The 13285-nt window shown below is 72.9% G+C and carries 2 protein-coding genes and 1 pseudogene; all 3 read left to right on the forward strand.

Going from position 1 to position 13285, the window contains the following annotated elements:
• The first annotated feature begins 12 nt into the window (after positions 1–12).
• Positions 13–5346: an SDR family NAD(P)-dependent oxidoreductase gene (locus ACZ7C5_RS37320; protein ID WP_470324402.1), complete on the forward strand. Its 5334-nt coding sequence runs from the start codon at positions 13–15 to the stop codon at positions 5344–5346.
• Positions 5347–5464: 118 nt separating this feature from the next.
• Entirely contained in the window at positions 5465–11086 is a 5622-nt protein-coding gene (locus ACZ7C5_RS37325; RefSeq protein WP_470324403.1) for a type I polyketide synthase, read from the forward strand.
• Positions 11087–11477: 391 nt separating this feature from the next.
• Positions 11478–13285 (forward strand): annotated as a pseudogene (locus ACZ7C5_RS37330) (type I polyketide synthase); the annotation flags it as partial.

A 13285-nucleotide genomic window follows, 5' to 3' on the forward strand; every position in this document is an offset into this window, starting at 1 on the left:
TGTGTGGAGCTCTTGATGACAACGTCCCAGGCACAACTCGTCGAGGCGCTGCGTGCGTCGATCAAGGAGACCGAGAGTCTCAAGCAGCAGAACCGGCAGCTCGTCGGCGCTGCGACCGAGCCGATCGCGATCGTCGGCATGGCCTGCCGCTACCCGGGCGGGGTCACCACGCCCGAGGAGCTGTGGCAGCTGATCGCGGACGGCACCGACGCGATCGCCGGGTTCCCGACGAACCGCGGCTGGGACGTCGAGGGCCTGTACGACCCGGACCCGGACGCGTTCGGCAAGTCCGTCTCGGTGGAGGGCGGATTCCTCTACGACGTGGGGGAGTTCGACCCGTCCTTCTTCGGGATCTCGCCGCGTGAGGCGCTGGCCATGGACCCGCAGCAGCGGCTGCTGCTGGAGGTCTCCTGGGAGGCGTTCGAGCGGGCCGGCATCGACCCGGCTTCCGTGCGGGGCAGCCAGACCGGTGTCTTCGCCGGCGTGATGACCTCGGACTACTACACCGGCTCCGTCCAGGCCATCGACAGCCTGGCGGGCTACCTCAGCACCGGGAACTCGGGCAGCGTCGCCTCCGGCCGGATCTCCTACACCCTGGGCCTGGAGGGCCCGGCGGTGTCGATCGACACGGCGTGCTCCTCCTCGCTGGTCGCGCTGCACCAGGCCGTGCAGGCGCTGCGGCGCGGCGAGTGCACGCTCGCGCTCGCGGGCGGCGTCACCGTGATGTCGACCCCGGACACCTTCCTGGAGTTCTCCCGCCAGCGCGGCCTGGCCGGCGACGGCCGCTGCAAGCCCTTCGCGGCGGCGGCGGACGGCACGGGCTGGGCCGAGGGCGTCGGCATGCTGCTCGTCGAGCGGCTGTCGGACGCGCGGCGCAACGGGCACCGGGTGCTGGCCGTCGTCCGGGGTACCGCCCTCAACCAGGACGGCGCCTCCAACGGCCTGACCGCGCCGAACGGCCCCGCGCAGCAGCGGGTCATCCGGCGGGCGCTGAGCAACGCCGGGCTGACCACCGGCGACGTGGACGTGGTCGAGGCGCACGGCACGGGCACCCGGCTGGGCGACCCGATCGAGGCCCAGGCGCTGCTGGCCACGTACGGCCAGGGCCGCGAGGGCGGCGAGCCGCTGTGGATCGGCTCGCACAAGTCCAACCTCGGCCACAGCCAGGCCGCTTCGGGTGTCGCGAGCATCATCAAGATGGTCTTCGCGATGCAGGAGGGCATCCTGCCGCAGACCCTGCACGTGGACGAGCCCACCCCCGAGGTGGACTGGTCGTCGGGCGCGGTCCGGCTGCTCACCGAGGCCCGGAAGTGGCCGGAGACCGAGCGGCCCCGGCGCTGCGCCGTCTCCTCCTTCGGGATGAGCGGCACCAACGCGCACGTGCTGCTGGAACAGGCTCCGGAGGCCGGGCCGGTCGGGATGACCGAGGTGACGGTCGACGCTCCGCTGCCGTGGGTGGTGTCGGGCAAGTCGGAGGCGGCGCTGCGGGCGCAGGCCGGGCGGCTGGCGGCGTTCGTGGAGCGGCGGCCGGAGCTGCCGCTCACGGACATCGGGTACTCGCTGGCGCTGTCGCGCTCCCGCTTCGACCACCGTGCGGTGGTGTCGGGTTCGAGCCGGGGCGAGCTGCTGGCCGGGCTGGCAGGCCTGGCGAGTGGCGAGGCGTCCGGCGGTTCGGTGAGCCGTGGCAAGGTGGCGTTCCTGTTCACGGGCCAGGGGAGCCAGCGGACCGGCATGGGGCGGGAGCTGTATGACGCGTTCCCGGTGTTCGCTGCGGCGTTCGACGAGGTGTGTGCCCGCTTCGAATTCCCGTTGAAGGACGTGGTGTTCGAGGCTTCGGAGCTGCTGGACCAGACCGCTTACACGCAGGCGGCGCTGTTCGCCGTCGAGGTCGCGCTGTTCCGTCTGGTGGATTCGTGGGGGCTGACTCCGGACTTCCTGGTGGGTCACTCCGTGGGTGAGATCGCGGCCGCGCATGTCGCGGGTGTGCTGTCACTGGCGGATGCGGCGAAGTTGGTCGAGGCGCGTGGCCGGCTGATGCAGGCGCTGCCCACGGGTGGTGCGATGGCTGCCGTCGAGGCGACCGAGGCCGAGGTGCTGCCGCTGCTGGCGGGCCGGGAGGCCGAGATCGCCGTGGCGGCGGTCAACGGGCCGACGTCGGTGGTGGTTTCGGGCGACGAGGCCGCTGTGCTTGAGGTGCTGGGGCACTGGAAGGCGCAGGGGCGTCGGGGGCGTCAGCTGCGGGTGAGCCACGCGTTCCACTCGCCGCGGATGGAGCCGATGCTGGCCGCGTTCCGCTCGGTCGCGTCCGAACTCACCTACTCCGAGCCGAAGTTCGCCGTCGTCTCGAATGTGACGGGTGAGCTGGCGACCGAGCTGACCTCGCCCGAGTACTGGGTGCGCCACGTCCGCCAGGCCGTTCGCTTCGCCGACGGCGTCGAGTATCTGGCGGAGCAGGGTGTCACCACGTTCCTGGAGCTGGGTCCGGACGGCACCCTGTCGGCTCTGGCGCAGGAGATCACCGAGGGCCACTTCGCCCCCGTCCTGCGCAAGGACCGCCCCGAGGCGCTGTCCTTCACCGAAGCCGTCACCGGCCTGCACGCCCGTGGCGCGTCGCTCGACTGGGACGGCGTGTTCGCCGGTCGCGGCGGCCGGCGGGTGGACCTGCCGACCTACGCGTTCCAGCGCGAGCGGTTCTGGCTCGGTTCGACGGCTGCGGCCGCGGACGTGACCAGCCTTGGTCTCGGGAGCACCGGTCATCCGCTGCTGGGTGCGGTGGTTGATCTGCCGGGCTCGGACGGTGTGGTGCTGGCCGGTCGGGTGTCGTTGCAGTCGCACGGGTGGCTGGGTGAGCACCGGGTGCACGGTGTGGCGGTGGTGCCGTCGTCCGCTCTGGTGGAGCTGGCGGTGCACGCCGGTGACCAGGTCGGTGCGGGCACGGTCGAGGAACTGACCGTCCACGCGCCGCTGGTGCTGCCCGAGCAGGGCGGCGTCGTGTTGCGGGTGTCGGTGGACGAGGCCGGCGAGGACGGCCGTCGTCAGGTGCGGATCTTCTCCCGTCCGGACGGTGCCGGTGACGGGACCGAGTGGACGGTGCATGCGGTGGGTGTGGTGTCGGTGGTGTCGGAGGGGCCGGCGTTCGATCTGTCGGTGTGGCCGCCGGTGGGCGCGCGGGTTGTGGGGGAGGGGGTGTGGTCGGTCGGTGATGAGGTGTTCGCCGAGGTCGCGCTCGCTGATGGTGTGTCGGTGGAGGGGTTTGTCGTTCATCCGGGGCTGATCGAGTCGGCCGTGGGTGTGGCGGGGCCTGGTGCGGGGTGGTCGTGGTCGGGGGTGTCGGTCTTCGCGTCGGGTGCTTCGGTGCTGCGGGTGCGGGTGTCGGGCGATGCTGTGGTGGCGGCGGACGGTTCGGGTGTGCCGGTGTTCGCGGTGCGTTCGGTGGTGCGTCGTGAGGTGCCGGCGGGTGAGCTGTCGGTGGCCGGGGGCTTCGAGGAGTCGTTGTTCCGGGTCGAGTGGTCGGAGCTGAAGGCCGAGTCGGTTGCGGCTGGTGATTTCGCTGTTGTGGGTGAGGGGGGTCTGGCGGGGCTGGGTTCGTCGGTTCCGGGTGTGGTGTTCTTCCCGTTGGAGCCGGTGGCGGGTTCGGTTTCGGCGGATGTGGTGCGCGGGGCTGTGGTCCGGGCGTTGGGTGTGGTGCGGGAGTGGCTGGAGGACGCGCGGTTCGCGGGTTCGCGGCTGGTGTTCGTGACGCGTGGTGCGGTGGCCGGGGTCGAGGGCGAGGGTGTCGGGGATCTGGTACATGCTCCGGTGTGGGGTCTGGTGCGTTCGGCGCAGTCGGAGAACCCGGAGCGGTTCACGCTGTTGGACGTCGAGGACGTCGCGCCGGTGTGGGAGCGGTTGACCGGGGCGGTGTCGTCGGGTGAGCCGCAGCTGGCGGTGCGTGACGGCAGCGTGAGGGTGCCGCGTCTGGTGCGGGTGCCGTCGTCCTTGGCCGCGGAGCCGGTGGAGTTCGATCCGTCCGGGACGGTGCTGGTCACCGGTGCCGGCACGCTGGGCGGCCTGGTGGCCCGCCACCTCGTCACCGAGCACGGCGTGCGGCACGTGGCGCTGACCAGCCGCCGCGGCGCCGCGGCAGCCGGTGCGCGCGAACTGACGGAGGAGCTGCTCGAACTGGGCGCCGCCACCGTCGAGTTCGCCGCCTGCGACGCCGCCGACCGCGACGCCCTCGCCGGCCTCCTGTCCACCATCCCCGCCGAGCGTCCGCTGACCGCCGTGTTCCACACGGCCGGCGTGCTGGACGACGGCCTGGTGGCCTCGCTGTCGCCGGAGCGGCTGGAGGCGGTGCTGCGCCCGAAGGTGGACGCGGCGTACAACCTGCACGAGCTGACCCGGGACCTGGATCTCGCCGCCTTCGGGCTGTTCTCGTCCTCGGCGGGCCTGTTCGGCGACGCCGGTCAGGGCAACTACGCGGCCGCCAACACCTTCCTGGACGCCCTGGCGGAGCAGCGCCGGGCGGAGGGCCTGGTCGCGAGTTCGCTCCAGTGGGGCTTCTGGGAGCAGCGCAGCGGTATCACCGAGGGCCTGTCGGACGCGGACGTCGAGCGGATCCGTCAGGCGGGGATGAGCCCGCTGCCGACCGGGCGCGGTCTCGAACTGCTGGACGTCGTGCTGTCCGCAGGGCTCGCCGTCGCCTCCCCGATGGGACTGGAGCCGGACCGGATCCAGCCGAGCGACGGACCGGACTTCGCGATCCTGCGCAAGCTCGTCCGGACGCCGGTGCGGCGCGTGGCGCAGGCCGGCACGGGCACCGGCAGCGGCCCGGTGTCGCTGGGCGACCGGCTGGCCGGCCGCCCGGCGGCCGAGCAGCTGGAGTACCTGCTCGACCTCGTGGTGTCGAACGTCGCCGAGGTCCTGCGGCACGCGGGCTCGGGCGCGATCGAGCCCGAGCGGAGCTTCAAGGAACTGGGCTTCGACTCGCTGACGGCGGTCGAGCTGCGCAACCGGCTCAACACCCTCACCGGACTGCGTCTGCCCGCGACCCTGATCTTCGACTACCCCACCCCGGCGGACCTGGCGCAGTACCTGCTCGCCGAGGTCGGCGGTGCCGCCGAGCCCGCTGTCGCGCCTGTCGGTTCGGTGCTGTCGGAGCTGGACCGGCTGGAGTCCGCGATCGCCGCCGCCTCGCCCGAGGGCGAGGAGGCCGCGCGGATCACGGACCGGCTGCAGGCCGCGCTGGCCAGGTGGAACGAGGTCCAGAGCACGGCCCTCGGGGCCGAGCACGGGAACGACGACCTCGAGTCGGCCACGGCCGACGAGATCCTGGACATCATCCAGCGGGAGTTCGGCGGGGCGTAGTGCCATGGCGAGCCCGGACGGCCACGCGCCGTCCGGGCCGCCGTTCTGTTCTCAGGGGGACGGACGGGCCGAACCCGGGCCCGTCCGCCGAAGATTGACGTCGATAGGTGATGCGGAAATGGCGCAAGACGTGAAGCTGCTGGAAAACCTCAAGTTCGTGACCGCGGAGCTGCGCCGAACTCGCAATCGCCTGATCGAGGTCGAGGAGGCCGGGCGGGAGCCGATCGCGATCGTCGGCATGGCCTGCCGCTTCCCGGGCGGGGTGGGCTCGCCGGAGGAGCTGTGGCAGCTGGTCGCGGGCGGCGGCGACGCGATCGCCGACTTCCCGCAGGGTCGCGGCTGGGACCTGGAGGAGCTCTACGACCCGGACCCCGACCGGCCCGGCACCACCTACGTCCACCAGGGCGGCTTCCTGAAGGACGTCGAGGCCTTCGACCCGGCGTTCTTCGGGATCTCGCCGCGCGAGGCCGTCGCCATGGACCCGCAGCAGCGGCTCGCGCTGGAGGTCTCGTGGGAGGCGCTGGAGCGCGCGGGCATCGACCCGGCCTCGCTCAAGGGCAGCCCGACCGGGGTGTACCTCGGCGTGATCCACAACGAGTACGGCTGCATCCTCCCGACAGTGCCGGCCGACCTCGAACCGTTCCTCTCGAACGGCAACGTCAACAGCGTGGCCTCCGGCCGCATCTCCTACAGCCTCGGCCTCCAGGGCCCGGCGGTCAGCCTGGACACCGCCTGCTCCTCCTCGCTGGTGACCCTGCACCTGGCCGCGCAGGCGCTGCGGCGCGGCGACTGCACCCTCGCGCTCGCGGGCGGTGTGCAGGTCCAGGCGACGCCGATCTCCTTCACGGACTTCTCCCGCCAGCGCGGTCTCGCCGAGGACGGCCGGATCAAGGCCTTCGCGGAGGCCGCCGACGGCACCATCTGGGGCGAGGGCGTCGGAATGCTGGTGCTGGAGCGGCTGTCCGAGGCGCGCCGAAACGGCCACAAGGTCCTTGCCGTCCTGCGGGGTTCGGCCGTCAACCAGGACGGCGCGTCCAACGGTCTGACCGCCCCGAACGGCCCTTCGCAGCAGCGCATGGTCCGGCAGGCGCTGGCCGACGCGGGCCTGTCCACGGGTGACGTGGACGTGGTCGAGGCGCATGGCACCGGCACCACGCTCGGTGACCCGATCGAGGCGCAGGCGCTGCTGGCCACGTACGGGCAGGGCCGGGAGGCGGGCCGCCCGTTGTGGCTCGGCTCGATCAAGTCCAACATCGGTCACACCCAGGCCGCCGCCGGTGTCGCCGGTGTGATCAAGATGGTGATGGCGCTGCGTGAAGGCGTCATGCCGCAGACGCTGCACGTGGACCGGCCGTCGACCAAGGTCGACTGGTCGGCGGGCTCGGTCGAGCTGCTGACCGAGAACCGCGAGTGGCCCGAGGCCGGGCGCCCGCGCCGGGCCGGTGTGTCCTCGTTCGGCCTGAGCGGGACCAACGCGCACGTGATCCTGGAGGAGGCTCCGGTGGAGGAGCCGGCGGAGGCCGTCGCGGTCACTGTCGACGCTCCGGTCGCGTGGGTGGTGTCGGGCAAGTCGGAGGCGGCGCTGCGGGCGCAGGCCGGGCGGCTGGCGGCGTTCGTGGGGGAGCGGCCGGAGCTGTCGCCGGTGGATGTCGGCTTCTCGTTGGCGGTGTCGCGGGCGCGGTTCGACCACCGTGCGGTGGTGTCGGGTGCGAGTCGGGAGGAGCTGCTGGCCGGGCTGGCAGGTCTGGCGAGTGGTGAAGTGTCCGGCGCTTCGGTGGGCCGTGGCAAGCTCGCGTTTCTGTTCACGGGGCAGGGGAGCCAGCGGGCGGGGATGGGCCGGGATCTGTACGAGGCGTTCCCGACCTTTGCCGCCGCCTTCGATGAGGTGTGTGCCAGGTTCGAATTCCCGTTGAAGGACGTGGTGTTCGAGGCTTCGGAGCTGCTGGACCAGACGGCTTACACGCAGGCGGCGCTGTTCGCCGTCGAGGTGGCGTTGTTCCGTCTGGTGGAGTCGTGGGGTCTGAGGCCCGACTTCCTGGTGGGCCACTCGGTCGGTGAGATCGCCGCTGCCCATGTCGCCGGGGTCCTTTCCCTGGGCGACGCCGCGAAGTTGGTCGAGGCGCGTGGCCGGCTGATGCGGGCCCTGCCCGTCGGTGGTGCGATGGCGGCCATCGAGGCGACCGAGGCCGAGGTGTTGCCGCTGTTGGCGGGCCGGGAGTCGGAGATCGCCGTGGCGGCGGTCAACGGGCCGACGTCGGTGGTGGTTTCGGGTGACGAGGCCGCTGTCCTGGAGGTGTTGGAGCACTGGAAGGAGCAGGGTCGTCGGGGTCGTCAGCTGCGGGTGAGTCACGCGTTCCACTCGCCGCGGATGGAGCCGATGCTGGCCGAGTTCCGCGCGGTCGCGTCCGAACTCGCCTACTCCGAGCCGAAGTTCGCCGTGGTCTCCAACGTCACGGGTGAACTCGCCACCGAGCTGACCTCGCCCGAGTACTGGGTGCGCCACGTCCGTCAGGCTGTGCGCTTCGCCGACGGCGTCGCGTACCTCGCCGCTCAGGGCGTCACCACGTTCCTGGAGCTGGGCCCGGACGGCACCCTGTCGGCCCTCGCCCAGGAGATCACCGAGGGCCACTTCGCCCCGGTCCTGCGCAAGGACCGGCCGGAGGCGCTGTCCTTCACCCAGGCCGTCACCGGTCTCCACACCCAGGGTGTGGCACTCGACTGGGAGGCCGTCTTCGCCGGTCGCGGCGCGCGCCGCACCGACCTGCCGACCTACGCCTTCCAGCACCAGCGCTTCTGGCTGGAGGGCGGTGCCTCCGCCGGTGACGCCGCCGGGCTCGGCCTGGTGGAGAGCGCGCACGCGCTGCTGGGTGCCGCGGTGACGCCCGCCGGTACCGACACCATGGTGTTCACCGGGCGGGTCTCGCTGCGGTCGCACCCGTGGCTGGCGGACCACGCGGTGATGGGGACGGTCCTGGTGCCGGGCACGGGCCTGGTGGAGCTGGCCGTGCACGCCGGTGACCAGGTCGGGTACGGCCAGGTCGAGGAACTGACCATCCAGGCGCCGCTGGTGCTCCCGGCGGCCGGCGCGTTGCAGGTGCAGGTCGTGGTGGGTGCGCCCGAGGCGTCCGGTCACCGTTCGGTGGGCGTCCACTCCCGCCCGGACGGCGCGGCTGAGGAGCCGTGGACGACACACGCCGTCGGCTCGCTCGGCGCGGCCGCCGTCACGGTCGAGGCCGATCTGCTGTCCTGGCCGCCGGCCGGGGCGGAGCAGATCGGGCTGGACGGGCTGTACGAGGGGCTGAACGAGCAGGGGTACGAGTACGGTCCGGTCTTCCGGGGCCTGCGCTCGGTGTGGGTGCGCGGCGAGGAGGTCTTCGCCGAGGTGGAGCTCGCGGAGGGCACCGCGACCCGCGGATTCTCCGTCCACCCGGCGCTGCTGGACTCCGCGCTGCACGCCTCGATCGTCGCCGTGAACCACCGGGTCGCGGCCGCCGCCGCCGATCCGGCGGCCGGCGGGGAGGAGGAACCCGAGGTCCGGCTTCCGTTCTCCTGGGCCGGTGTCACCTTCCACGCGGAGGGCGCCTCCCACCTGCGGGTGCGCCTGACCATGGACGAGGAGAAGCGGATCACCCTGGCCGCCGCCGATGCCACCGGCGCGCCGGTGGTCTCCGTGGAGGGCCTGGCGACCCGGCCGGTGTCCGCCCGGCAGCTGGCCTCGGCGGGCGGCGCGGCCCGCCCGCTGTACCACGTGGACTGGGTGCCGGCTCCGGCGGTCGCACCCGCCACGGGCAGCTGGGCGACGGTGGGCGAGGACGCGTTCGGCCTGCACGCCGCCCTGAAGAGCGTCGCGGGCGGGGTGTCGGTCCATCCGGGCCTCACCGAGCTGCTCGCGGCCGTCGAGGCGGGCGGGCAGGTGCCGGACGTGGTCTGCCTGCCGTGGGCCCCGGAGGGCTCGGCAGACACCCTGCCGACGCTCGCCGAGGACGCCAGGGCCGCGACCGTACGCGCCCTGGAGACGGTGCGAGGCTGGCTGGCGGCGGACCGGCTGGACGGGGCCCGGCTGCTGATGGTCACCCGTGGTGCGACGGCCGGGCGGGCCGACGCGGCGCCGACCGACCTGGTGCACGCGGCCCTGTGGGGTCTGGTGCGTTCGGCCGAGGCCGAGAACCCCGGACGGTTCGTCCTGCTGGACCTCGACCCGGACGGCGCCGAGTCCGTCGGGTACGATGTGCTGGCGCTGGCCGCCGCCTCCGTGGAGCCGGAACTGGCCCTGCGCGACGGCGTGCTGTACGTGCCGAAGCTGGCCCGCGTCGAGCCGTCCGCCGGGGCCGTGGCCTCCGAGGTCGACGCCGCCGAGGCCGCCGGGTCCGGCGCTCCCCGGTTCGACCCCGAGGGGACGGTGCTGATCACCGGCGGAACCGGCTCGCTCGGCGGCCTCGTCGCCCGTCACCTGGTGACCGGGCACGGCGTCCGCCGCCTGCTCCTGACCAGCCGGCGCGGCCCGGCGGCCGACGGTGCCGCCGAGCTGGTGGCCGAACTGGCCGGGCTCGGGGCCGAGGCGACCGTCGCGGCCTGCGACGCCGCCGACCGCGGGGCCCTGGCGGCGCTGCTGGCGGGCATCCCCGCCGAGCACCCGCTCACCGGCGTCGTGCACACCGCCGGTGTGCTGGACGACGGCGTGATCGGCTCGCTCACCCCCGAGCGGCTGGAGGCGGTCATGCGCCCGAAGGTCGACGCGGCCGTCAGCCTGCACGAGCTGACCCGCGAGCTGGACCTGACGGCCTTCGTCCTCTTCTCCTCCGCCGCGGGCGTCTTCGGCGGCCCCGGCCAGGCCAACTACGCCGCGGCGAACGTCTTCCTGGACGCCCTCGCCCGGCACCGCCGGGCCGCCGGGCTCACCGCCCACTCCCTGGCCTGGGGTCTGTGGGAGCAGCGCAGCGAGCTGACGTCCGGGCTCGGCTCCGGCGACGTGCAGCGCATCACCGGCTCGGGCCTGGCGACGATCCCCTCGTCGGAGGGCCTGGAACTCCTCGACGCCGCGCTCGCGACCGCGCAGGCCGTGATCGTGCCCGTGCGGCTCGACCTGCCGCAGCTGCGGGCCCAGGCCGCGGCCGGCGACCTCACCGCCCTGCTCGACGGGCTCGTCCGGGTGCCGGCCAGGCGCGAGGCGTCGACCGCCGGCGCGGCGGGGGAGTCCCCGGCCGAGCTGCTGGTCAGGCGGCTGGGCGGGCTGAGCGAGGAGAAGCGCGCCGAGGTCCTGCTGGAGCTGGTGCAGATCAACGTGGCCAAGGTGCTCGGGTTCACCAGTCACCGTCAGGTCGAGGCGGGGCGCGGCTTCATCGACCTCGGCGTCGACTCGCTGACCGCCCTGGAGCTGCGCAACCGGCTCAACGGGGCGACCGGGCTGCGCCTGCCCGCGACGCTGATCTTCGACTACCCGTCGGCGGGCGCGGTCGCCGGACACCTCGGCACCCGGATCAGCGCCGGCCCGGCGGTCCAGGGCGCCGCACCGGTGCACGCCGACCTCGGCCGGCTGGAGGCCACGCTGTCCTCCGCCGACCTGTCGGACGAGGACCGGGACAAGGTGGTCAACCGCCTCCAGGGCCTGCTGGCCGTCCTCGGCCGCTCCGTGGTGGTGTCCGGCGGGGGCGCCGGCGCCGGCGGCGCGGTGACGGACCTGGACGCGGTGAGCGACGACGAGATGTTCGCGCTGATCGACCAGGAACTCGGCCTGGGCTGACCCCAGGGGCCCGGCAGGGCCCGCCGAACCCCCCCCAGCCGTCCGGACGGCCGTCCCTCGGCCGTCCGGACGGCTGTTCCACACCTCTGTTCCCGCTGTTCCACACCTCTGTTCCGCACCCCTGTACCGGACCTCCGCCCCACGCCTCCGCCCGGGATCTCCGCCCCGTATCTCCGTACCGGACCTCGGTCCCGTACGACCTTCCCGGCGGGCCGAATATCCCCTGGCCACTCGGCATTCCCGCCCCTCTGGGGTCGTAGGGGGGCGACTAGGGACGCTAGGGGTGGCCGCCGCGGGGAGCCAGCTCCTAGCGTCGCATGTGAAGTCATGTCGATGTCCCGCCGCGCTCCTCAAGAGGTTGCTTTAGATGCAGAATGAGCAGAAGCTTCGCGACTACCTCAAGCGGGTAATGGCCGATCTGCAGCAGACGAAGCAGCTGTTGAACGAGGCCGACTCGCGGGCGCACGAGCCCATCGCCATCGTGGGAATGAGCTGCCGCTATCCCGGTGGCGCCAATTCCCCCGAGGAACTCTGGGAGATGGTCGCCGAGGGCAGGGACGCGGTGTCCGCCCTTCCGTCCGACCGCGGCTGGGACATCGAACGGCTCTACAGCGCCGACCGGGAAAAGCCCGGAACGTTCTACAACCGGGAAAGCGGATTTCTTTACGAAGCCGCGCAGTTCGACCCCGCCTTCTTCGGGATTTCCCCCCGCGAGGCGCTCGCGATGGACCCGCAGCAGCGCCTTCTCCTGGAAATCTCCTGGGAGGCCTTCGAGCACGCCGGAATCGACCCGCACTCGCTGCGCGGAAGCCGCACCGGCGTATTCGCGGGCGTGATGTACCAGGACTACGCGACCCGGCTCGACCGCCTCCCCGAGGACGTCGAGGGGTACCTCAGCACCGGCAACGCCTACAGCGTCACCTCCGGCCGGATCTCCTACACCCTGGGCCTGGAGGGCCCCGCCGTCTCCGTCGACACGGCCTGCTCCTCCTCCCTCGTCACCCTGCACCTGGCCGCCCAGGCGCTGCGCAACGGCGAGTGCACGATGGCCCTGGCCGGCGGCACCACGGTCATGTCCACCCCCGAGGCCTTCATCGACCTCGCCCGTCAGGGCGGCCTCTCGGCCGACGGCCGCTGCAAGGCCTTCTCCGACCGGGCCGACGGCGCCGGCTTCGCCGAGGGCGTCGGCATGCTGCTGCTGGAGCGGCTGTCGGACGCGCGCCGCAACGGGCACAAGGTGCTTGCGGTGGTGCGGGGTTCGGCCGTCAACCAGGACGGTGCGAGCAGCGGCCTGACCGCGCCGAACGGCCCGTCGCAGCAGCGCGTCATCCGCCAGGCGCTGGACAACGCGCAGCTCTCCTCCGACCAGATCGACGTGGTCGAGGCACACGGCACCGGCACCAGCCTGGGCGACCCGATCGAGGCCCAGGCCCTGATCAACACCTACGGCCAGGAGCGCCCGGCCGACAACCCGCTGTGGATCGGCTCGTTCAAGTCCAACGTCGGCCACACCCAGGCCGCCGCCGGCGCGGGCGGCATCATCAAGATGGTCATGGCGCTGCGCAACGGCGTCATGCCCAAGACCCTGCACGTGGACGAGCCGTCGACGAAGGTCGACTGGTCGGCGGGCGCGGTGGAGCTGCTGACGGAGGCGCGGGACTGGCCGGCCGCCGGGCGTCCGCGCCGGGCGGCGGTGTCCTCGTTCGGCATCAGCGGCACCAACGCCCACGTGATCCTGGAGCAGGCTCCGGCGGAGGAGCCCGAGGAGGCGGCGGAGGCCACCGTCACCGCTCCGGTGTCGTGGGTGGTGTCGGGCAAGTCGGAGGCGGCGCTGCGCGACCAGGCCGCGCGCCTGGCGGCCTTCGTCGGGGAGCGGCCGGAGCTGCCGCTCACGGACATCGGATACTCGCTGGCGCTGTCGCGGGCCCGGTTCGAGCAGCGGGCGGTCGTCTCGGGCGCGGACCGCGACGAACTGCTCGCCGGCCTCGCGGCGGTGGCCGAGGACCGGACCGGCGCGGGTGTCGTCGCCGGATCGGCCGGTTCGGTCGGCGGGCTCGCCTTCCTGTTCACGGGGCAGGGCAGCCAGCGGGCGGGGATGGGCCGGGAGCTGTACGCGGCGTTCCCGGTGTTCGCCGCCGCCTTCGACGAGGTGTGTGCCAGGTTCGAATTCCCGTTGAAGGACGTGGTGTTCGAGGCTTC

It is taken from the genome of Kitasatospora sp. NPDC036993 (assembly GCF_055607525.1).

Coding starts and splice junctions, on each gene's coding strand:
- ACZ7C5_RS37325 (WP_470324403.1), top strand. CDS start 5,465: ATGGCGCAAGACGTGAAGCTGCTGGAAAACCTCAAGTTCGTGACCGCG.